The 22,407-nt window shown below is 69.2% G+C and carries 16 protein-coding genes and 1 riboswitch; of the genes, 2 read left to right on the forward strand and 14 right to left on the reverse strand.

Going from position 1 to position 22,407, the window contains the following annotated elements:
* Window positions 1–9 precede the first annotated feature (9 nt).
* The 14 genes from KRX52_RS08530 to KRX52_RS08595 all read right to left on the reverse strand — a co-directional run bounded on the left by KRX52_RS08530 (window position 10) and on the right by KRX52_RS08595 (window position 17,538).
* The gene (locus tag KRX52_RS08530; protein ID WP_217681311.1) at window positions 10–831 is read right to left on the reverse strand and encodes a DUF4824 family protein; all 822 of its coding nucleotides are present in this window, start codon (window positions 829–831) and stop codon (window positions 10–12) included.
* The gene (locus tag KRX52_RS08535) at window positions 828–1,901 is read right to left on the reverse strand and encodes a DUF2157 domain-containing protein (RefSeq protein ID WP_217681312.1); all 1,074 of its coding nucleotides are present in this window, start codon (window positions 1,899–1,901) and stop codon (window positions 828–830) included. Before KRX52_RS08535 ends, KRX52_RS08530 begins: the two co-directional genes overlap by 4 nt.
* A 92-nt stretch (window positions 1,902–1,993) precedes the next feature.
* Window positions 1,994–2,584, reverse strand: a complete 591-nt coding sequence (locus tag KRX52_RS08540) for a nucleotidyltransferase family protein (RefSeq protein WP_217681313.1) — start codon at window positions 2,582–2,584, stop codon at window positions 1,994–1,996.
* Entirely contained in the window at window positions 2,581–3,576 is a 996-nt protein-coding gene (locus KRX52_RS08545) for an XdhC family protein (protein WP_217681314.1), read from the reverse strand. Before KRX52_RS08545 ends, KRX52_RS08540 begins: the two co-directional genes overlap by 4 nt.
* Window positions 3,576–5,906 carry a xanthine dehydrogenase family protein molybdopterin-binding subunit gene (locus KRX52_RS08550; protein WP_217681315.1) on the reverse strand — a complete coding sequence of 777 codons (2,331 nt, stop codon included), beginning with the start codon at window positions 5,904–5,906 and terminating at the stop codon, window positions 3,576–3,578. Before KRX52_RS08550 ends, KRX52_RS08545 begins: the two co-directional genes overlap by 1 nt.
* Window positions 5,903–6,373 (reverse strand): (2Fe-2S)-binding protein, encoded by a 471-nt coding sequence (locus KRX52_RS08555; protein WP_217681316.1) that lies wholly within the window; start codon window positions 6,371–6,373, stop codon window positions 5,903–5,905. Before KRX52_RS08555 ends, KRX52_RS08550 begins: the two co-directional genes overlap by 4 nt.
* A gap of 295 nt (window positions 6,374–6,668) precedes the next feature.
* A complete protein-coding gene (gene azu / locus KRX52_RS08560) occupies window positions 6,669–7,115 on the reverse strand; it encodes an azurin (protein WP_217681317.1) in 447 nt (148 codons plus the stop codon).
* Window positions 7,116–7,401: 286 nt separating this feature from the next.
* Window positions 7,402–9,207, reverse strand: coding sequence for an allophanate hydrolase (gene atzF / locus KRX52_RS08565; protein WP_217681318.1), 1,806 nt, complete (start codon window positions 9,205–9,207; stop codon window positions 7,402–7,404).
* Window positions 9,208–9,416: 209 nt separating this feature from the next.
* Window positions 9,417–13,028 carry an urea carboxylase gene (gene uca, locus KRX52_RS08570; RefSeq protein WP_217681319.1) on the reverse strand — a complete coding sequence of 1,204 codons (3,612 nt, stop codon included), beginning with the start codon at window positions 13,026–13,028 and terminating at the stop codon, window positions 9,417–9,419.
* A 342-nt stretch (window positions 13,029–13,370) separates the two neighbouring features.
* Window positions 13,371–14,006 (reverse strand): urea amidolyase associated protein UAAP2, encoded by a 636-nt coding sequence (locus tag KRX52_RS08575; protein ID WP_217681320.1) that lies wholly within the window; start codon window positions 14,004–14,006, stop codon window positions 13,371–13,373.
* Window positions 14,007–14,016: 10 nt separating this feature from the next.
* On the reverse strand, window positions 14,017–14,745 hold the full coding sequence (locus KRX52_RS08580; protein WP_217681321.1) for an urea amidolyase associated protein UAAP1: 729 nt from the start codon (window positions 14,743–14,745) through the stop codon (window positions 14,017–14,019).
* Window positions 14,746–14,757: 12 nt separating this feature from the next.
* Window positions 14,758–15,552, reverse strand: coding sequence for an ABC transporter ATP-binding protein (locus KRX52_RS08585; RefSeq protein ID WP_217681322.1), 795 nt, complete (start codon window positions 15,550–15,552; stop codon window positions 14,758–14,760).
* Window positions 15,549–16,364, reverse strand: coding sequence for an ABC transporter permease (locus KRX52_RS08590; protein WP_217681323.1), 816 nt, complete (start codon window positions 16,362–16,364; stop codon window positions 15,549–15,551). Before KRX52_RS08590 ends, KRX52_RS08585 begins: the two co-directional genes overlap by 4 nt.
* Before the next feature lie 106 nt (window positions 16,365–16,470).
* Window positions 16,471–17,538 carry a putative urea ABC transporter substrate-binding protein gene (locus KRX52_RS08595; RefSeq protein WP_217681324.1) on the reverse strand — a complete coding sequence of 356 codons (1,068 nt, stop codon included), beginning with the start codon at window positions 17,536–17,538 and terminating at the stop codon, window positions 16,471–16,473.
* Window positions 17,539–17,602: 64 nt separating this feature from the next.
* Window positions 17,603–17,712, reverse strand: a riboswitch (guanidine-I (ykkC/yxkD leader).
* Between the two features lie 268 nt (window positions 17,713–17,980).
* On the opposite strand from KRX52_RS08595, the gene KRX52_RS08600 reads away from it, so the two are divergent.
* Window positions 17,981–18,721 (forward strand): adenosylcobinamide-GDP ribazoletransferase, encoded by a 741-nt coding sequence (locus KRX52_RS08600; protein ID WP_367890526.1) that lies wholly within the window; start codon window positions 17,981–17,983, stop codon window positions 18,719–18,721.
* 156 nt (window positions 18,722–18,877) lie between these two features.
* Window positions 18,878–22,201 carry a transglutaminase family protein gene (locus tag KRX52_RS08605; protein WP_217681326.1) on the forward strand — a complete coding sequence of 1,108 codons (3,324 nt, stop codon included), beginning with the start codon at window positions 18,878–18,880 and terminating at the stop codon, window positions 22,199–22,201.
* Window positions 22,202–22,407 lie beyond the last annotated feature (206 nt).

The raw sequence follows: 22,407 nt of genomic DNA on the forward strand, positions 1-22,407 counted from the left end.
CACGCTCGGTCAGTCCGGCCTGGCTTCACCGACCGCGGTGATCCACGGCTCCAGACGCTGGCCGAAGGCGACCTCGATGCGCAGGCCGGGGATCGTCGACTTGTCGCGGGCTCGACTCGGCAGGCCGGCCAGTGCCCAGTTCCAGCGCTGGGGCACGTTGATCTGCTCGTTGCTCAGCTTGCGCAGATAGCCGCGCAGCTGCAGCGGTTTGCCCCCATAGGAAGGGCTTACCAGGCCGCGGACAATGGCGTAGCGGCTGCGGTCGGCATAACGCTGGCGCAGCACGTCGCGGTCGAGGCCGACCTCCACCACGTACAGCCGGGTGTCGCGCTGGAGATCGTCCAGCTCGCGGCGCTGATGAGCCAGGCGCTGCTGCAGCTGCTGGTCTTCGGGCAGGGCGGCGAGCGCACGGCTGGCCTGCTCGACGCTCTCCTGCTGGCGGCGTAGTTCCGCGTGATAGGCGGGGCCGTCCAGTTCCAGCACGACCAGCACCTCGCGTGCGGCCTGACGCCGGCAGCGCGGTTGGCAGTCCGCCGCATCCGGTATGTGGAAGCCCAGCTGGCGCATTTGCGCCGCGCTCAACCGCCTGGGCGAGCGACCGCCGTCCTCCTCCCAATAGCCCGGCATGCGCCACTGCAACTGCAGGAACAGGCCACTGTTTTCCCGGCGCAGGTAGGGCGACATCACGCCCAGCTCGCGCTCGCTGAGCGCCAGGCGGCTGTCCGGCTCGTCGCTGCGGTTGTACCAGACGCCGGCGAGGGCGAAGGCATTGATCAGCAGGATCAGCGCTACCCCGGCGAGCAGGGCGTGGCGTCGTTCGAGGCGGCTCATGCGTTGGCACCTCCCCGGTGACCGTGGATCAGGCGCAGGCGACGCAGGACCACCAGGATCAGCACCGCGACCAGGCTCAGCAGCAGGAAGAACAGGTACTTGGGCAGCACCTCCCACCACCAGTCGAACAGCTTGGTGTAGAGGAAGATGACGAAGAAGGTCAGGCCGGTATTGACCACCTCCGGCCAGTCGCGGCGGGTGCCGAGCCAGATGGCCAGGCCGGCGCCGAGGAAGCCGAGCGTCTGGTAGAAGCCCTCGATCAGCCCCGTGCTCCAGGGCAGGTAGCTGGCCTCGCCCCAGTTGGCCAGCACCAGGACTGGCAGCAGCAGCGCCAGCAGGCCGAACACCCGGTAGATCGGCGCGAAGCCGCTGAAGCCTCGCTGCGGTGCCAGTAGCGGCACGCCGAAGATCAGCAGGCCGGCGGGGAAGAAGTGCTCGGGGAACTCGCCCAGGCTCAGCCAGTACACCCCGCTCCAGGTGCCGACCCGCGCGGCGACGAAGGCCAGCAGGCTGATCAGCCCGGCGGCCAGCAGCAGGCGGGCGTCGCACGCATAGGCCAGCAGCAGGGCGTAGGCGGCCCAGGCCAGCAGGGCGTTGTCGGTCGGGGTGATGTTGAAGATCTGCCCGAGCATCACCGTGTTCAGCACCAGACAGGCGAAGGCGACCATGGCCGCCAGCTTGCTGAAGTAGCCCGAGCTGTCGCGGCTGCGCACCCACAAGGTCAGCAGCAGGCTGCCCAGGGAGGCGCCGATCAGGATGGCGACCTGGGCGGTGGCGCCGAACAGGCCCCAGAACTGGTAGAACAGGAACAGGACGCTGGCCGCCAGGGCCAGCGCACCGAGCAAGGAGGCGATGCGCATGCTCAGCGACAGGCGCTTGGCCTGGCTGTCCTGGTCGATGTCGAAGCGCTGGCGGTAGTCGTCGAGCAGACGGCGGTGGTGTTCGGCGAGTCGCTCCAGCAGCGCCGGCTCGAGGGTCAACGCCTGCTCCTGGCGTAGACGCTCCAGCTCGCGGCGAAAAGCCTGGATGTCGTCGGCCCGCTGCTGGGCCTGGTCGCGGCTGAGTGTCATGGCGGATCCTTGCTGGGCACTCGGGGATTGGCTGAACTCTAGCGGCAAACCGCTGGGCTCACCATGCGCCAGATCGCAGCAACGGCAGGCGGCTAACCGGCGAATGCGAGCCTTGACGGCGTATCCACGTCCCACAGCACCCCGCCGTCGTCGACCGCCAGCTCGCGCAGCGGGTTGTCCTGCAACAGGCCTCTGGCCCCGCGCTCGCCGCTCAGCGCGGCCAGGGCCGGGCCATGGCGGCGGCCGAAACCGACCGGGTGGCCGAAGTTGCCGTCGCAGGTCGGCACCACGATGGCGTCATCGTCCAGCGCCTGCACCACCCGGGCGACGGTGCCCGGCAGGATGAACGGCATGTCGCCGAGGGCGATCAGCCAGCCGGCGCTGTCCGCGCTGTGGCGCACCGCCGCGGCGAGGCTGTCGCCCATGCCGGCCGAGGCCAGGGTGAGGGCTTCAACGTCGAGGCGCCGGGCGAGGGCGAGTACGTCGGTGTTGTCCGGGCGGGTCACCAGCAGCAGGCGCTCCACCTGACCTGCAAAGGCCAGCACGGCATGTTCCAGCACCGGGCGCTGGCAGCCATCGCGGCCGCAACAGCTCGCCAGCAGCTTGTCGGCCTGCGGGCCGGCCAGTTCGCGGTAGCGGCTGCCGCGGCCTGCGGCCAGCAGCACGGCGCAGACGCCGCTCATGCCGGCTGGCCGCAGGCCTGCTGCTGGCGTACCGGCCGGCTGACCGCGGTGCCGTTCTTCAGGGCGACGATTTCGGCTAGCAGCGACAGGGCGATTTCCGGCGGCGTGTGGCTGCCGATGGGCAGGCCGATTGGGCCGTGCAGGCGCGCGATGTCGGCAGCGGCCAGGCCGAGATAGGCCAGGCGCTCGCGGCGTTTCTGGCTGTTGACCCGCGACCCCAGCGCGCCGACGTAGAAGGCGCGCGAGCCGAGGGCGGTGAGCAGGGCCATGTCGTCGAGGCGCGGATCGTGGGTCAGCGCGATGATGGCGGTGCGCTCGTCCGGCGCGATGGCCAGCACGGCGTCGTCGGGCATGCCGGGAACGAAGCGCGCGTGGCTGTCTTCCCAGCCGAAGGCGAATTCCTCGCGCGGATCGCAGATCAGCACCTCGAAGTCGAGCATGCGCGCCATCTCGCTGACATAGCGCGACAGCTGGCCGGCGCCGATCAGCAGCAGGCGCCAGCGCGGGCCGTACACCGCGCGCAGGCGCTCGCCATCGAACTGCAGGCTGTCGCCGGGCAGGGCGTCGTGCAGGGTGACCCTGCCGCTGGCCAGCTCCAGCTCGCGGGCCACCAGGCGGTGGTTCTCGCAGCGCGCCAGCAGCTCCGCGACCCAGCTGGCATCGCCGACGTCTTCCTCGGTCAGGCGCAGGGTGCCGCCGCAGGGCAGGCCGAAGCGTGCGGCCTCCTCGCGGCTGACGCCGTAGGTGACCAGCTGCACCGCCGCTCCGCCGGCGGCGCTGCGGCCGTCGCGCAGGCGCTCGAGCAGGTCGTCCTCGATGCAGCCGCCGGACACCGAGCCGATCAGCATGCCGTCGTCGCGCACGGCGAGCATCGCTCCCGGCGGGCGCGGCGCGCTGCCCCAGGTCTGCACCACGGTGTACAGCCGCACGCGCTGGCCGGCCTGGCACCAGGCCAGCACGCTGCGCAGGACGTTGAGGTCGACGCTGTCCATCAGACCTGCCAGTCCATCAGCTGGTTGCGGATCGGCAGCTCGCGGATGCGCTTGCCGGTGGCGGCGAAGATCGCGTTGCACAGCGCCGGAGCGATCGGCGGCACGCCCGGCTCGCCGACCCCGCCCAGCGGCACCTCGCCCTTGGGCGTGACCATATGCACGGCGATTTCCCGCGGTGCCAGCGGCAGGCGCGCTACCTGGTAGTTGTGCAGGTTGCTCTGCTCCACTTGGCCGCCCTTGAAGCTGATCTCGCTGAGCGCGGCATTGCCGAGGCCCATCACGCAGGCGCCTTCCATCTGCGAACGGATGCGCTCGGGGTTGATCTGCGGGCCGCAGTCCACCGCCATGGTCGCCTTGTGCACCAGCAGCGCGCCGTCGGTGCGCACTTCCACCTCCAGCACCACCGCCACGTAGGTGACGAAGCTGTAGTGCACGGCCAGGCCCAGTCCGTGGCCCTTGGGCAGCTCCCGGCCCCAGCCGGCCTGCTGGGTGGCCTCCTCGACCACCGCGCGCAGGCGGCCGGTGTCGAGCGGATACTGCTTGGGCGACTCGCCGTAGTTCCAGCTGTCGCCGAGGCTGGCCGGGTCGATCTTGCGGGCCGGGCCGAGCAGCTCCAGCAGGTAGTCGCGGTGATCCTTGCCGGCCGCTGCCGCCAGCTCGGCGATGAAGCTCTGCACGGCGAAGGCGTGGGGGATGTTGCTGACCGAGCGGTACCAGCCGACCCGGGTGTGGGCGGCGGCCTCGGGGTTTTCCAGGCGCAGGTTGGGCAGGCGGTAGGGCAGGTTGACGAAGCCCATGCCCAGCTCGAAGGGCCCCTGGTGCTTGGGGTCGGGGCCGAACAGCGCGCCGATGCTGGGCGCCGCACTGCGATGCAGCCAGGCGCTGGGCTGGCCCTTGGCATCCAGGGCGCCGCGCAGGTATTCCAGCGACACGGTGTGGAAGTAGGAGTGCTGCAGGTCGTCCTCACGGGTCCACTGCACGCGCACGTGCCGGCCGGGGAACTCCTTGGCCAGCAGCGCCGCCTCGATGATGAAGTCGGGCTTGGACTTGCGGCCGAAGCCGCCGCCGAGCAGGGTGACGTTGACCGTCACCTTGTCGACCGGCAGCTCCAGGCGTTTGGCGATGCGCTCGCGGGTGGCCTGCGGCGCCTGGCTGGGCGCCCATACTTCGCAGGCCCCGTCGGCGAAGCGGGCGGTAGCCACCGGCGGCTCCATCGCCGCCTGGGCCAGGTGCGGAATGTAGTATTCGGCCTCCAGTACCTGCCTGGCCTTCTTGAACGCGGCGTCGACGTTGCCGACGTTGCGCACGCGCTTGCCCGCTGCGCGGGCGGCCTTGCTCAGTGTCTGGCGATAGGCGGGGGAGTCGTAGGCGGCGTTGGCGCCGTCGTCCCACTCCAGCTTGAGCGCCTCGCGGCCCTTGATCGCCGCCCAGGTGTTGCCGGCCACCACGGCGACGCCGCCCAGCGGCTGGAACTCGGAAGGGATCGGCGTGGCGGCGATTTCCACCACCTTCACCACCCCCGGCACCTGCAGCGCGGCGCTGGCATCGTGGCTCTTCAGGGTCCCGCCGTAGACCGGCGGGCGGGCGATCACCGCGTACAGCATGTTGTCGAAGCGCACGTCGGCGCCGAACTGGGCGCGACCCTGGACGATGTCGGCGCCGTCGATGGCACGGGTCGCTTCCTTGCCGATGTAGCGGAACTCCTCGGGCTTCTTCAGGCGCAGGCTCTTGCGCGGCGGCACTTCCAGCGCGGCAGCGGCTTCGGCCAGTTCGCCGTAGCCCAGGCTGCGTCCGCTGGGGGTGTGCAGCACCTTGTGGCCCTGCGCCTTGCACTCGGCCAGTGGCACCTGCCACTGCTTGGCGGCGGCCTGCTCGAGCATCTGTCTAGCGGCGGCGCCGCAGCGGCGCAGCGGTTCGAACCAGTGGCGCATGCTGCGCGAGCCGTCGGTGTCCTGGTTGCCATAGCGCGTCTCGTCGCCTGGTGCCTGCACCACGCGCATCATTTCCCACTCGGCTTCCAGCTCGTCGGCCACCACCATGGCCAGGCTGGTGCGCACGCCCTGGCCCATTTCCGAGCGGCTGCAGACGAAGGTCACCAGGCCGTCGGCTGCGATGCTGAGAAACACCTTGGGGCTGTCGACCCAGCCGTGGGGCATGGCGTCAGCGCCGAACACGTTCTTCTTGGCGGCGGCGAAGGCGTTGGGCATGCCCCAGTTGGCGGCGATCACCAGCGCGCCGGTGGCGGCCAGGCCCTTGAGGAAGCCGCGGCGGCTGAGGTTGGCGACGACGATGTCATCCTGATTGAGGTCTTCGCGTTCCTGGATGCTCATGCCTGGCCCTCCTTGAGCTTGTCGGCGGCGCTGGCGATGGCCGTCCTGATCCGGTTGTAAGTGCCGCAGCGGCAGATGTTGCCCACCATGGCCGCCTTGATCTGCCCCTCGTCGGGATTGCGGTTGCCCTGCAGCAGCGCGGTGGCCGCCATGATCTGCCCGCCCTGGCAGTAGCCGCACTGGGCCACGGCATTGTCCAGCCAGGCCTGCTGCACCACCTTGCCGACCGGGTCGTCCTGCAGGCCCTCGATGGTGGTCACCCGTTTGCCGACCGCCTGACCGACCGGGGTGAGGCAGCCGCGCACGGCCTGGCCGTCGAGGTGCACGGTGCAGGCGCCGCACTGGCCCATGCCGCAGCCGAACTTGGTGCCGGTGTAACCGACGACGTCGCGTATGGCCCACAGCAGGGGCATGTCCTCCGCTACATCGAGCGGGTGATCCTTGCCATTCAGGTTCAGGGTAATCATCGAGGCGTATCCATTCATTGGGTCATTGCACAGCACCGGCGCGTGCGGCCCGACCAGCATGTGCTGGCAGAGCGGCCGGCTGCAGATCCGAGAGGTTTGCTTGAATTTAGCTCAACAAGCGAAGACAGCCGTTTATACCATCGGATCGATTGCCATCGGGATCACATCCTGTGCGTCAGGCGTTTTTTTGCGCCAATCCAGTGCGAGCTGCAAAAAAAGCCCCGACCTGACGGGGCCGGGGCTTTTGGGGAGACAGATCGGTCCGCTCAGGCTGGAGCGTTTCCTGTCGGGAGGATCACTTCAGTTCGAGAGTGCCTTTCATCAGCGCGGCATGGCCCGGGAAGCTGCAGTAGAACATGTACTGCTCGCCAGCCTTGAGCTTGGCCACCTCGAAGGTCACCGTGTCCTTCTCGCCGCCACCGACCACCTTGGTGTGGGCGATGACCCGCGTGTCGTCGGGTTTCAGGTAGTTGTTGTCGAGGCCGGCGCCGGTACCGTCGGCCAGCACGCCCTGCATGTCGGCGCTGGTGCTCAGTACCCAGTTGTGGCCCATCACGTTCTTCGCCATCTGGCCGGTGTGGGCGAGGTTGACGGTGAAGGTCTTGCAGCTCTTGTCCACGCTGATGGCGCTGGTGTTGAACTGCAGTTGGTCGGCGGCCTGGATGTCCACTGAACATTCGGCCGCCCAGAGGGGCGCGCTGAACAGACCGAGCAGGGAGATGGCAGCGAGTTTGCGAAACATACGAGCCTCCTGGGTAGGTTGGGCTGAACGCGCCGAGCGGGATGTGCCCAGCGAAGGGCGAGGTCCCGGCATCGGTGCAGGACCGCGCCGACGCAGTCGGCACGGCAGGCAAGCGGGGGATCGCTCGGTGCTTGAGGATAGCCAATGCGCCGGATGTGCGCCGGCTGCCGGTCAGTCTGCGGGCGGCTACCGGGCGAGTGCCTGCCGGGGGCAATGCCGGCGCGCACTCGCCTGAGCCGCTGCCGGCTACGGTTGCGCCCCCTATGGATGGCGAGGGGGCCGTCGCTCAGCGTGCCTGCAGCCACGCCCTCCAGCCGCCGAAATGGCTGATGTCCTCGGCACCCTCCAGCCCGTACGCATCGCAGATGAAGCCGGTTTCCCAGCGCCCGTCCGCCAGCTCGACCTTGCCCAGGCCCAGCGGCGCCGGGATGCCGGTGAGGAAGGAGCCCAGCTCGCTGCTCGGCAGTTCCCAGACCTCCACGGCGATGGCCGCGCCGCCTTCGGTCACGCGGACCATGCCCGGGCGCAGCGGCGGGCCGCCGGCCAGGGCGTAGAGCTTGTAATGGGGCGCGCTGCGGGTGGCCTCGACCAGCCGGCCGCCGCGCTGCACCAGTTGCCAGTTGAGCGGCAGACCGGCCAGGTGCGCGCCGCACACCACCACGCGGGCCAGATCGTGGCGCGCCGCCGAGGCCGGCGCCGACAGGTCCATCGCGCGGCCGCCGGCCAGCGGCAGGGCATGCCGGCGCTGCACGGCGTCGGCCAGACCCAGCAGGTACTGGTCGGTGAAGGCGCGGCCGAACAGGGTCACGCCCCACGGCAGGCCGTTGCTCATCACCCCGGTCGGCACGGCCACTGCGGCGTAGTCCAGCAGGTTCATGAAGTTGGTGTAGTAGCCCAGCTCGGAGTTGCGCAGCACCGGCTCGGCGTGCAGCTCGGCCAAGGTCACCGGGCGGCCGATGGTCGGGGTGAGCACGCAGTCCAGATCGGCCATGAGCCGGTCGCACTGCGCCTTGAGCGCCTGCAGGCGGTACTGGGCCCGGAATACCTCGACCGCCGTGGCGCCCGGCGCCTTGGCCAGCACCGCGCGGATCACCGGCAGCACCGCCTCGGGATTCGTCTCCAGCAGTTCGCCGGCCACGCTGTAGCGCTCGGCCACCCACGGGCCTTCGTAGAGCAGACGCGCGGCTTCGAGGAACGGCGAGAAGTCGAGTTCCACCGGCGTGCCGCCGAGGGCTTCGAGTTGCTTCACCGCCGCGGCGAATTGCAGCGGGCCTTCCGCGCAGCCGAAGAACTGCAGATCCTGAGCGCGCGGCACGCCGAAGCGGAACGGCCGCGGCGCGCCGAAGGCCGAGGCGTCGTTCCACAGCGGGTTGGCGCGATTGTATTCGTCGCGCTCATCCAGCTTGGCGGTCAGAGCCAGCAGAGTACTTGCCTCGCGGGCCGTCGCGGTGAAGTAGGTCACGCAGTCCAGGGTGCGGCAGGCCGGCACCACCCCGGTAGTGGAGATCAGTCCCTTGCTGGCCTTGAGGCCGACCAGGTTGTTCAGCGCCGCCGGTACCCGGCCGCTGCCTGCGGTATCGGTGCCGAGGGCGAGGCTGGCCAGGCCGAGGGCCACCGCCAGCGAGGAGCCGGAGCTGGAGCCGCCAGACGGATAGTCCGGGTGCACGCTGTTGCGGCACTCGCCCCAGGGCGAGCGGGTGCCGTTGAGGCCGGTGGCGAACTGGTCGAGGTTGGTCTTGCCCAGCGGCACCGCGCCGAGGGCGATCAGCTGCGCGACTATGGTCGCGCTGCGCTCGGGCACATAGGCGAAGGCCGGGCAGGCGGCTGTCGTGGGGATTCCCACCAGGTCGATATTGTCCTTGATGGCGAAGGGCACGCCGTACAGCGGCAGCTCGGCGGGGGACTTGCCGTCGAGGGCGGCCAGGTAGGGTTCGATTTCTTCCGCGGTCAGCAGGTGGATGAACAGGTTGAACTCGGGGTTGAGTTCTGCGGCGCGCGCGCGCAGGGCGGCGAGCAACTGGCGCGGGGTGGTGCGGCCGTCCAGGTAGGCGGCGCGCAGGGCGTCGAGGCGCAGGTCGAATTCGTGGTGCATGGTCGGTTTCCTTGTTCCTGCCGTGCCATGGCACGGTGTAGGGTGCTCCGTGCGCACCCGTGAATCTTGTGGTGCGCGCGGCGCACCCTACGGTTGTCTCGGCGTTTCCGATGGCTCCCACGCTCCGGCGTGGGAGCCTGCTTCTGGACGCTGGAGCGTCCGGGCTGCGTTCCCACGCGGGAGCGTGGGAACGATCAGTGGCGTGTCGCTCACGCCTCCTCCAGCACCACCACCCGCTGGCCGGCGCGCACCGGCGAGCCGGGTTGCACGCGGACCTCGCGGACCACGCCGCCGACCGGGGCGGTGAGGGGGATCTCCATCTTCATTGACTCAAGGATCACCAGCACGTCGCCGGCCTGCACCGTGGCGCCTTCCTCCACCTGCACCTGCCAGAGGTTGCCGGCGATGTGGCTGTCGATGCCGTGCTGGCCGGCGCCGAGCGGGGTGTCCTCGCCCAGGTCCGGGCCGACTTCCTCCACCTCGAAGTGCGCCTGGCCGGAGTCGATCCAGCGCTGGCGCTCGGCGGCGAAGGCGCCGCGCTGCTGGGCGCGGAACGCGGCGATGCCCTCGGCTTCTTCATTGAGGAAGGCCTGGTAGTCGGCCAGATGCAGCTCGCTGTCCTCGATGCGCAGCTCGAAGCGGCCGAGCGGGAAGTCGCGACGAATGCGCAGCAGCTCGTCCGCGCTCACCGGGTAGAAGCGGATCTGGTCGAAGAAGCGCAGCAGCCACGGCTTGCCGCGGAACGCCGCGACCTCGCGGTAGCGGTTCCACATCTGCAGGGTGCGGCCGACGAACTGGTAGCCGCCGGGGCCTTCCATGCCGTACACGCACATGTAGGCGCCGCCGATGCCCACCGAGTTTTCCGCGGTCCAGGTGCGCGCCGGGTTGTACTTGGTGGTGACCAGGCGATGGCGCGGGTCGAGTGGGGTGGCCACCGGCGCGCCCAGGTACACGTCGCCGAGGCCCATCACCAGGTAGCTGGCGTCGAACACCGTGCGCTGCACCTCGTCGAGGTTGGGCAGGTCGTTGATGCGGCGGATGAACTCCAGGTTGCTCGGGCACCAGGGTGCGTCCTTGCGCACCGTGGTCATGTACTTGTCGATCGCCAGCTGGCAGGCCGGGTCGTCCCAGGACAGCGGTAGGTGGACGATGCGCGATGGCACCTTGAGGTCCTGGGCGCCACATACCGCGTCCCACAGGCCGGCGACGGTGTGGAGCAGCACGGCCAGCGGCAGGGTTTCCGGCTGGTAGTGCACCTGCAGGGAGCGGATGCCCGGCGTCAGGTCAATCACCCCGTCCAGCGCTTCGGCTTCGAGGGCCTGCATCAGCGCATGGCCACGGAAGCGCAGCACCAGGTCCAGCTCCGGCGCGCCGATCTCGAGCAGCAGGTGGGTGTCGCCGGAGAGACGGGCGACCAGACGGGTGTCGTCCCGGCCGATATCCAGCACGATGGGCGTGGTAGGGGCGAATTCATTCGCCGCTTCTGCCGCCTGCGCATAGGCGAATGAATTCGCCCCGACTTCTTCGCGGCGTGCCCAGGCCAGGGCGCGCGCGGTCTCGATGGCGACCGGCACGAAGCGCACCTTGTCGCCGGCCTTGAGCTGGCCGAGCTGCCAGAGGTCGGCCTCGATCACCGTCACCGGGCAGACGAAGCCGCCCAGGCTCGGGCCGTCTGGCCCCAGGATCACCGGCATGTCGCCGGTAAAGTCCACCGCGCCGATGGCGTACGGATTGTCGTGGATGTTCGACGGGTGCAGGCCGGCCTCGCCGCCGCTATCGCGCACCCACTCGGGCTTCGGACCAATCAGGCGCACGCCGGTGCGGCTGGAGTTGAAGTGCACTTCCCAGTCGGTGGCGAGGAAGGTGTCGATATAGGCCGAGGTGAAGTACTCCGGCGCGCCGTGGGGGCCGTAGATCACCCGCAGGGTGCGCACGCTCGGCAGTTCGCCGCACAGCTCGGCGGCCAGTGTGGCGCCGGCGCTGGTATCGGCCAGTGGCGCGAGGTGCAGCACGTCGCCGGCGCGCAGGGCGCGGCCTCCGTGGCCGCCGAACTGGCCGAGGGTGAAGGTGCTCTTGCTGCCCAGATAGTCCGGCAGCTGCAGGCCGCCGCGCACGGTCAGATAGCTGCGCGCACCGGCGCCGGCAATAGTGCCGAGGCTAAGGCTGCTGCCGGCCTTGACCAGCAGCGCGGTATGCAGCGGCTGCACCACGCCGTCGAGCTGCACGGGAATGGCTGCGCCGGTCACCGCCACCACCGCATCACAGTTGAAGCGCAGGGTCGGCCCGCTCATGGTGATTTCCAGGCCGGCGGCGCCTTCTTCATTGCCGAGCAGGCGGTTGCCCAGGCGCAGGGCGCGGTCGTCCATCGGCCCCGACGGCGGCACGCCGACCGCCCAGTAGCCGAGGCGGCCGGGGTAGTCCTGCACCGTGGTCTGGGTGCCGGCGCCGAGCACCTCGAAGGTGGTGGCCCGGTAGGCGAGATTTTCCAGGCAGCGGGTCCACGGGTTGCCTGTGGCGAAGGGCGCATCGGCGAGGATTTGGCGCAGGTAGTCGCGGTTGGATTCCACGCCGTACAGCACGGTCTCAAGCAGTGCGCGGTCCAGCGCGGCGCGGGCCTCGTCGCGGCTCGGCGCCCAGGTAATGACCTTGGCGATCATCGGGTCGAAGTAGGGCGGGATCTCGCAGCCGGCCTCGACCCAGGTGTCGATGCGCAGACTCTGGCCATCGGCGGCCGGGAACTCCACGGCGGTGAGCAGGCCGGGGCAGGGCTGGAAGTCGCGGCCCGGGTCCTCGGCGTACAGGCGTGCCTGGATGGCGTGGCCAGCGGGTTTCAGGCTTTTGGCCAGCTCGCCGAGCGGCGGCAGGTCGCCGGCGGCCAGCTCGATCATCCAGCGCACCAGATCGACGCCCCACACCTGCTCGGTGACGCCGTGCTCGACCTGCAGGCGGGTGTTCACCTCGAGGAAGTAGAAGCGCGCGGCCTCGCTGTCGTAGACGAACTCGACCGTCCCGGCGCTGCGGTAGTTCACCGCTTTCGCCAGCTTGATCGCCGCGGCGCAGAGTTCCTCGGCCATGCCGGCCGGCAGGTTGGGCGCCGGGGTTTCCTCCAGTACCTTCTGGTTGCGCCGCTGCACCGAGCAGTCGCGCACGCCGAGGGCCAGCACTTCCCCTTTGCCGTCGCCGAACACCTGCACTTCCAGGTGGCGGGCGCGCTGGATGTACTTCTCGATGAACACGCCCGAATCGCTGAAGTTGTTCTGCCCCAGGCGCTTGACCGCCTCGAAGGCTTCGGAGAGTTCGGCGGCCGAGCGGCACACGCGCATGCCGATGCCGCCGCCGCCGGCGGTGCTTTTCAGCATCACCGGGTAGCCGACCTGCTCACCAGCCGTCAGCGCCGCATCGAGGCTGTCCAGCAGTTCGGTGCCTTCCAGCATCGGCACGCCGTGCTGTTTGGCCAGCGCACGGGCGGTGTGCTTGAGACCGAACACGCGCAGCTGCTCGGGTGTCGGGCCGACGAAGGCGATGCCCGCAGCCTCGCAGGCCTCGGCGAACGCCGCGTTCTCGGAGAGAAAACCATAGCCGGGGTGGATGGCGCTGGCCCCGCTCTGCCGGGCGACGTCGAGGATCTTGTCGACCACCAGATAGGTGGAGGAGGCCGGGCCTTCGCCGAGGCTGAACGACTCGTCGGCCTGCTGGATATGCAGGCTGGCGGTGTCGGCTTCGGAGTAGACGGCCACTCCCTCGACGTTCAGGGCGCGCAGGGTACGCAGGATGCGGCAGGCGATGGCACCGCGGTTGGCGATCAGGAGTTTGGCGAACATGGAGGAGGCCACCATGCAGTGGCGGGTCGTCCCGCCGGAAATCTTCTGCACCACGGTCGTCCGTGGTTGGAGGCTCGATATGAGCGGATTCAGGAGCGTGCTGGCCGGGGCGAGCACGGTGCAATCAACACAGCAATTTGCGGGCCAGCGCCGGTTTTCCGGCTTTTGCGGGCCTTCGCGGGGGAGGCTTGCCCTACGGATGTGCGTTGACTACAGGCTGCACCATTACGAGGCGTCTCGGATCGGTGGAAAACCGCTTCGCGGGCTTTCCACGGGGTGGCCATCCACCCTACGGTTGCCAAAACTTTCGTAGGGAAGATGACCGCGCAGCGTCATTCACCGTCAGTCCCACACCAGCACCTCGGCCGGCGTCGGATTCCAGCCGTTGCACGGGTTGTTGAGCTGCGGGCAGTTGGAGATCAGCACGATCACGTCCATATGCGCCTTGAGCTCGACGTACTTGCCCGGCGCGGAGATGCCGTCGGCGAAGGTCAGGCCGCCCTCGGGGGTGACCGGCACGTTCATGAAGAAGTTGATGTTGGCGCCGATGTCGCGCTTCTCCAGGCGGCCGTCGTGCAGGCTGGCGCGCAGGAAGTTGTCGCGGCAGCTGTGCATGTAGCGCTTGTCGAGGGCGTAGCGCACGGTGTTGCTTTCCTGCGCGCAGGCTCCGCCGAGGGTGTCGTGGCGGCCGCAGGTGTCGGCGACGATGGTCAGCAGCGGGTTGCCGAGGTTGGAGTAGAGCACCGTGCCGGTGGTCAGGTAGACGTTGTTCTGTCGGCGCAGGGTGCGCTGCGGGTCGAAGCGCTCGCGCGGGTTGCGGGCCGAGAAGAACAGGGTGTCGACCGCCTGGTTGCCCTCCAGGTCGAGCAGGCGCACGGTCTGCCCGGCCTTCACTTCGCACAGGAACGGCTCGCCCGCCGGGATGGTGTGGCGGTACAGGGCAGCTTCGGGATGCAGGGTACTTTCGATCAGGGACATGGGCCGGACCTCAGATATACAGGCGTTCGGTGTTGTGGAAGCCGCGGCCGTTTTCCGGGCGCGAGGTGCGGCACAGCACGCTGATGCCGTCGCTGTCGACGCGATGCCAGGTGAGCTGCACCGGCTTGGGCGAGTAGACCGGGTTGGGGTCCTGCGGGTGCTGCAGGGCGGTGAGCACCACCAGGGTGTCCATCGGCGCATACAGCTCGACGTAGTCGCCGGCGCGCGAGTTGCCGGGTTCGAAGGCGAAGGCGCCGTCCTCGTCGACGCCGACCTTGCTGAACAGGTTGAGGGTCATCAACAGGTCCTGCAGATTGAGGTTCCACTTGCCCATCTCGACCAGCAGGTTGTCGACGCCGTTGCGGTAGAAGCCGTTGCGCAGCTCCTGGTAGCGGCCGGCGCCGTACTTCTCGCGTACTTCCTCGGCATTCAGCACGCCGCCGAAGCTGTCGTGCCAGCCGCAGGTGTCGGCGGTGATCGCCGCGAGCACCCGGCCCATGTCCGAGTACAGGCAGTGGCCGGCGGTCAGTTTGGCGGTGTGCTGGCACTTGAGGGTGTCCGGCAGGTTGAGGCGCTCGCTCTTCTCGGAGGCAGAGAGCAGCAGAAGGCTGACGTTGGCGCCGCCTTCGATATCGGTGATGCGCAGCAGTTGGCCGCGCTTGAGCACGAAGGAGGTGTGGCCGCCGCCGGGGACGAGTTCCTCGTACAGGGTCGGGCGCAGGGTCAGGGATGCGGTCATGGAGTAGCTCCTTTACAGCGCGGTTTGCAGCCCGGCGCCGATATGCGCGGGCAGGGCGTCGACGGCGGCGCGCGCGGCGCGGCGGTCGGCGTTGAGGGGGATGTCGTAGGTCACCCGCGCGCCGTAGGCGTTGGGCGCGTGCGGGTCGACGCGCACCTTGTCGAACACCAAGAGGCGGGTGCCGAGGCTGAAGCCTTCGGCGAGGTCGTGGGTGACCATGAACACGGTCAGGTTGGTCTCGCGCCACAGCTCCAGCAGCAGGGCGTGCATGTCCTTGCGGATGCCCGGGTCGAGGGCGCCGAACGGCTCGTCGAGCAGCAGCACGCGCGGCTTCATCACCAGCGCCTGGGCAATGGCCAGGCGCTGCTGCATGCCGCCGGACAGCTGGGTGGCGTACTTGTCCAGCGCGTGGCCGAGGCCGACCTTGCAGAGCATTTCGGCGGCCTGCTCGCGTGCCTCTCGCTTGGCGCTGCCGAACAGGCGGCCGAGCAGCTTCGAGCGCGGCAACTCCAGGCCGAGGGCGACGTTGTCGAGCACCGACAGGTGCGGGAATACCGTGTAGCGCTGGAACACGATGCCGCGGCTGGCATCCGGCTCGCCGGCCAGCGGCTGGCCGTCCAACAGGATCTCGCCGCGGCTGGGGCGTTCCTGGCCGAGCAGCAGGCGCAGGAAAGTCGACTTGCCGCAGCCGGAGGCGCCGACCAGGGTGCAGAACTCGCCTTCCCTGATGCTCAGGTTCAGGCGCTCGATGACTACCTGGTCAGCGTATTCCTGCCAGACGTTCTTCACTTCCAGGAACGCGGTCATGCCTTGGCTCCTTCATACCAGGGGAAGGCCAGCCGGGTGAGCTGGCGCAGGCCCAGATCCATCAGCCAGGCGAGCAGGGTGATCCACAGCACGTAGGGCAGGATCACGTCCATCGCCAGGTAGCGGCGCACCAGGAAGATCCGGTAGCCGAGGCCGTCGGTGGCGGCGATGGCTTCGGCGGCGATCAGGAACAGCCAGGCCGAGCCGAGCACCAGGCGCAGGGCGATCAGCAGGCGCGGCAGCAGCTGCGGCAGCACCACGCGCAGGATCAGCGTCCAGGTGCTGGCGCCGAGGGTCTGCGCCTTGATCAGCAGCTCGGCCGGGATCTGCCGGGCCTGCTGCTCGAGATCGCGGGCCAAGACGGGAGTAATGCCGATGACGATCAGCATCACCTTGGCCAATTCGCCGAGGCCGAAGACGATGAACAGGATCGGCAGGATCGCCAGCGGCGGCACCATCGATAGCACGGTGAGCAAGGGCGACAGCGGCGCACCGAACAGCGGCAGGCTGCCGGCGGCTATCCCTAAGCACAGGCCGGCCAGCGCGGCGATGCCGATGCCCATGCCGAGCCGCGCCAGGCTGGCGCCGCTGTCCTGCCAGAACAGGTAGTCGCCGCTGCGCTTGTCCGCGGTGAAGGCCAGGCGGTCGACGGCGGCGACCATCTGCGTGGCGCTGGGCAGCAGCTTGTCGTTGGGGTTGTCTGCCTGGCGCTGCGCCGAGCCAATGAAGTAGGCGAACAGCAGCAGAGCGAACGGCAGCAGCACCAGCAGCAGGCGGCCACCGCGGTCGGGGTGTCGGTTGATCAGGCGCATGGAGTTACCTCATGGCAGGCGTGAGCGACGGTAGGGTGCGCCACGCGCACCATGAAATTCGGGCGCGAAGGCCTGTCGGTGCGCATGGCGCACCCTACCTGGAGCGTCAGAGCTTCCCGTCCGCCGCCATCTGCATGTAGCTCGGGTCGAAGCGCAGCTTGAGGTTGTCCGCGTTGCCGGTGGTCACTCCGCCGGCGAAGCTCATGCCGATGGCGCCGGAACTCTGCGCGCCCTCGCCGAGCAGGCCGTGGGCGAAGGAGAAGTCGGCCACCTTGCGCATGGTTTCCGGCAGGCGGCCGCTGGTGGCGAAGGCCACGGCATCCTGGGCCGAAAAGAACATCTTGGTGGCGGCCAGCTGCGCCTCGAAGCCGGCCAGGTCGGTGCCGGAGGCCTTGGCCATGTGCTCGCGGGTGGCCTTGCCTGCGGCCGTGTCGGCAGCCATGGTGGCCATGATTTCGTACCAGGCGCCGGTCAGCGCCTTGCCGAAGGCCGGGTTGTCCTTGAGCGTCTCGCTGTTGACCACCATCAGGTCGATGATCTCGCCGGGAATCTGGCTGGAGTCGAACACCTTGGAAACCCCGGGCGTGGCGGCGACTTCGGCGAGCAGCGGGTTCCAGGTGGTCACCGCCTTGACGTCGTCGCTGGCGAAGGCGGCGACCAGGTCGGCGTCGGAGGTGTTGATCACCTTGAGGTCCTTCTCGCTCAGACCGGCGCGTTCCAGGCCGCGGGCCAGCAGGTAGTGGGAGACGGACAGCTCGACCAGGTTGACCGGCGTGCCCTTGAGGTCGGCGAGGGTCTTGTTCTCGCCCTTGAGCACGATGCCGTCGTTGCCGTTGGAGAAGTCGCCGACGATCAGCGCGGTGGAGTCGACGCCGCCGGCGGCAGGAATGGTCAGCGCATCCATGTTGGTCATGGTGCAGCCGTCGAAGCCACCGGCGGTGTACTGGTTGATCGACTCGACATAGTCGTTGAGCTGCACGACGTTGATGTCGATGTCGTACTTCTTCGCCCACTTGTTGACGATGCCCTGGGTGGCGCCGTATTCCCACGGCATCCAGCCGGCATAGATGGTCCAGCAGACGTTGAATTGCTCCTTCGGTGCCGCATGGGCGCCGAAGCTGATGGCGGCGGCGAGGCTGGCGGCGAGGGCGGCGAACAGACGGGGCTTGCGCATGGAGTACCTCCGGTTGGGTTGGGCGGGCAGGAGCCGCGGCGTACCCGGGCTGGGTAAGCGCGTCGTCTCCCGGGCTTTTGTCCCGCCGTGTAACCTCGCTGGAGGTCGCCAACTCTCGGACCAGCCACTCGCGATCCTGTTGATCGACGAGCCGGAACCCTAGTCAGCCATTTTTACCGCTGGTGTTGCCGCTAACCCGATCCCTGGGCAGCTCCTGCACAAATTTCCTGTTGCGCTGTTTGCGTAGCGAAGGGCGTGCCAGTTTTCGTCGGGCCGCAGCTGGCGGGGCCTGCGGCGAGTCTGGCCTTGGCTGGCGAGGCGTCCGCAGGCCCGGCGGGGGTGCGTTCGGCGTGCTTGTGCACCGGGCTGGTGCGTTTGGTGCATTCGGCCGCTTGGGGGTATGGTGGCGCCCCCGCACTCATCCCCCTTCCGGAAGTCCCGCGTGAACATCCCGCTGCCCCTGCTCATCGCCCTGCAATTTCTCACCCGTCTGCCGATTCGCCTGCCCGGCATGCCCGAGCCCGAACAACTCGGCCGTTCGCTGCTGTGGTATCCGCTGGTCGGCCTGGGCCTAGGCGGCGTGCTGCTCGCTGCCGCCTGGCTGCTCTCGGGCGCGTTTGCGCCGCTGGCCGCGGCGCTGCTGCTGGCGCTGTGGGTGCTGGCCAGCGGTGGTCTGCATCTGGACGGTCTGGCCGACACGGCGGATGCCTGGGTCGGCGGCTATGGCGAGCGCGAGCGCACCCTGGCGATCATGAAGGATCCCTGCTGCGGGCCGATCGCGGTGGTGACCCTGCTGCTGGTCTTGCTGCTCAAGTTCGTCGCGCTGTGGGCGCTGATGGACAGCGGGCAGTGGCTGGCCCTGCTGCTGGCGCCGCTGCTCGGGCGCAGCGCCTTGCTGCTGCTGTTCCTCGGTACGCCCTATGTGCGCCAGGGCGGGCTGGGCAGCGCGATGGCCGCGCACCTGCCGGCACCGGCCGGCTGGCGTGTGTTGCTGGCGGTGCTGCTGGCGACGCTGCTGTGCGGCTGGAGCGGTCTGCTGGCGCTGCTCGGCGCGGCGCTGCTGTTCGCCCTGTGCCGGCGTGCGCTGTTGCAGCGCCTGGGCGGCACCACCGGCGATACCGCCGGGGCCGTGCTGGAGCTGCTGGAGTGCGCGGTGCTGGTAGTCCTGGCATTGGCCGTCTGAGGGCTGCGCGCAAAGCGTGCACGGCGCTGCGCTTTTTTCGCCAGTCGCCTCATCCTGGTGCGGAAACAGCTGCCGCACCACCGGAAAGGCCGGCTTGTGAACCTCGGCACAACTCTTGCGTAGTCCGCTTATCGTTCAGGCTCGCAGGAGTTCGCTGTGTCGATTCATGTCGCACTGCATCACGTCACCCATTACCGCTACGACCGCCAGGTCAACCTCGGCCCGCAGATCGTCCGTCTGCGCCCGGCACCGCACAGCCGTACCCGTATCCTTTCCTACGCGTTGAAGGTGGCGCCGGGCGAGCACTTCATCAACTGGCAGCAGGACCCGCAGGGCAACTACCTGGCGCGTCTGGTGTTCCCGGAGAAGACCGGTGAGCTGAAGATCGAGGTCGATCTGGTTGCCGAGATGGCGGTGTTCAACCCCTTCGACTTCTTCCTCGAGCCCTACGCCGAGAAGATCCCCTTCGCCTACACCGCCGGCGAGCGCCTGGAGCTGGCGCCCTACCTGGCGACCCTGCCGGCCACCCCGCGGTTCGCCAAGTACCTGGCCGGCATCGAGCGCACGCCGACGCCCAGCGCCGACTTCCTGGTGGCGCTCAACCAGCGCCTGTCCGCCGACATCGGCTACCTGATCCGCCTCGAACCGGGCGTGCAGACGCCCGAGGAAACCCTGCACAAGGCCTCCGGTTCCTGCCGCGACTCGGCCTGGCTGCTGGTGCAGCTGCTGCGCCACCTCGGCCTGGCGGCGCGCTTCGTCTCCGGCTACCTGATCCAGCTCACCGCCGACGTCAAGGCCCTCGACGGCCCGTCCGGCACCGAGGTGGACTTCACCGACCTGCACGCCTGGTGCGAGGTGTACCTGCCGGGCGCCGGCTGGATCGGCCTCGATCCCACCTCCGGTCTGTTCGCCGGCGAGGGCCACATTCCGCTGGCCTGCAGCCCCGAGCCGTCCTCGGCGGCGCCGATCAGCGGTGGCGTCGATCCGTGCGAGTGCGAGTTTTCCCACGAGATGCGCGTGGAGCGCGTCTGGGAAGCACCGCGGGTCACCAGGCCGTACAGCGAGGCGCAGTGGCAGGCCATCGACGAACTCGGCCGCGAGGTCGACGCCGACCTCGCCAGTGCCGACGTGCGCCTGACCATGGGCGGCGAGCCGACCTTCGTGGCCATCGACTACCCGGACGACGCCGAGTGGAACACCGCCGCGCTGGGGCCTAACAAGCGTCGTCTGGCCGCCGAGCTGTTCCACCGTCTGCGCGAGCACTACGCCCCGCAGGCGCTGGTGCACTTCGGCCAGGGCAAGTGGTATCCCGGCGAGCAGCTGCCGCGCTGGTCGCTAAACTGCTTCTGGCGCAGGGACGGCCAGCCGGTCTGGCGCGATGCCGCGCTGCTGGCCGACGAGTCCCAGGACTACGGCGCCGATGCCGCCCTGGCCGCGCGCTTTCTCGACACCCTCGGCGGCTACCTGGGGCTGTCCGCCGAGCATGTCTTCCCCGCCCACGAGGACTGGCTGTATTACCTGTGGCGCGAACGCAACCTGCCGAGCAACGTCACCCCGGAAGACGCACGGCTGGGTGACCCGCTGGAGCGCGAGCGCCTGCGCAAGGTGTTCAGCGCCGGGCTCGGCGCGGTGATCGGCCATGTGCTGCCGCTGGCGCGCAGCGACGATGGCACACGCTGGATGAGCGGTTCCTGGTTCCTGCGCGACGAGCACTGCCGCTTGGTGCCCGGCGACTCGCCGCTGGGCTATCGCCTGCCGCTGGACGCGCAGCCCTGGGTGCGCGAAAGCGACTACCCCTACGTGCAGGCTGCCGATCCCAACCAGGCGTTCGCGGCGCTGCCCGACAGCCGGGCCATCGAGCAGCAGCTGCAGGCGCCGGCCAAGCCGGCGCGCGGCCGCAAGGCGGACCCGACCGACAAGACCGATAAGCTGACTGCAGCCGCCCCGGCGCCTTTCGAGTCCGCCGCCGACATCGTGCGCACCGCGCTGTGCGCCGAACCGCGTGACGGTCGCCTGTACCTGTTCCTGCCGCCGCTGTCGCGCCTCGAGGACTACCTGGAGCTGGTCGCCGCCATCGAGGCCACCGCCGCCGAGCTGCGCTGCCCGGTGCTGCTGGAAGGCTACGAGCCGCCTGCCGACCCGCGTCTCAGCCACTTCCGCGTCACCCCCGATCCGGGTGTGATCGAGGTGAACATCCACCCGGCGGCCAGCTGGGACGAGCTGGTTGAGCGCACCGAATTCCTCTACGAGGCGGCGCGGCTGACCCGGCTGTCCAGCGAGAAGTTCATGATCGACGGTCGCCACACCGGCACCGGCGGCGGCAACCACTTCGTGCTTGGCGGCGCCACGCCGGGCGACTCGCCGTTCCTGCGCCGCCCGGACCTGCTGCGCAGCCTTATCAGCTACTGGCACAACCACCCGTCGCTGTCCTACCTGTTCAGCGGCCTGTTCATCGGCCCGACTTCGCAGGCCCCAAGGGTGGACGAGGCGCGCAACGACGCTCTGTACGAACTGGAGATCGCCTTCGCGCAGATGCCCGAGCCGGGCGTCGACTGTCCGCCGTGGCTGGTCGACCGTCTGCTGCGCCACCTGCTGGTGGACGTCAGCGGCAACACCCACCGCGCCGAGTTCTGCATCGACAAGCTGTACTCGCCGGACTCGAGCAGCGGCCGTCTCGGCCTGCTCGAACTGCGCGGCTTCGAGATGCCGCCCCACGCGCGCATGAGCCTGGCCCAGCAGGTGCTGCTGCGCGCGCTGGTCGCACGCGTCTGGCATGAGCCCTACCGTCCGCAGCGCCTGGTGCGCTGGGGCACCGAGCTGCACGACCGTTTCCTCCTGCCGCACTTCGTCGAGCAGGACTTCCACGACGTGCTGCACGAGCTCAACGAGTTCGGCTACGCGATCCGCCCGGAGTGGTTCGCGCCGCACTTCGCCTTCCGCTTCCCCAAGCTCGGCGACTTCGCCGTGCAGGGCATCGACCTGGAGCTGCGCCAGGCGCTGGAGCCCTGGCACGTGCTGGGCGAGGAGGGCGCGCCGGGCGGCACCGTGCGCTACGTCGACTCCTCGCTGGAGCGCGTGCAGCTGCGCGTCAGCGGCATGGCCGCGGACCGCTACGTGCTGACCTGCAACGGCGTGCCAGTGCCGCTGCGCCCGACCGGCACGCCCGGCGAGTTCGTCGGTGGCGTGCGCTATCGCGCCTGGCAGCCGGCGTCCTGCCTGCAGCCGACCATCGGCGTGCACGCGCCGCTGGTCTTCGACCTGGTCGATACCTGGATGGGGCGATCGCTGGGCGGTTGCCAGTACCATGTCGCCCATCCGGGCGGGCGCAACTACGAGACCCTGCCGGTCAATGCCTACGAGGCGGAAAGCCGGCGCCTGGCGCGCTTCTTCCGTCACGGCCATACCCCCGGGCGGGTCAGTGCGCTGCAGCCGGTCGACAACCGCGAACTGCCGATGACCCTGGACCTGCGCCGGGTTTGAACGACACCGAACTGCGTAGGCTGGGTTAGGCCTTCGGCCGTAACCCGCCAACCGGCCGCAAGGCCGGCCAATGGCGATACCTGACGGCATCGTTGGTGGGTTACGCCGCTGCGCGGCTAACCCACCCTACGCTTGAACTCCCCCGCCATGGGTCGCGGAACACGACGCGGCGGGGGCTGCTACCCTCGCTCCACCCGGCCCAGGGC

This window comes from Geopseudomonas aromaticivorans (assembly GCF_019097855.1).
GTDB classification, from domain to species: Bacteria; Pseudomonadota; Gammaproteobacteria; order Pseudomonadales; family Pseudomonadaceae; genus Geopseudomonas; species Geopseudomonas aromaticivorans.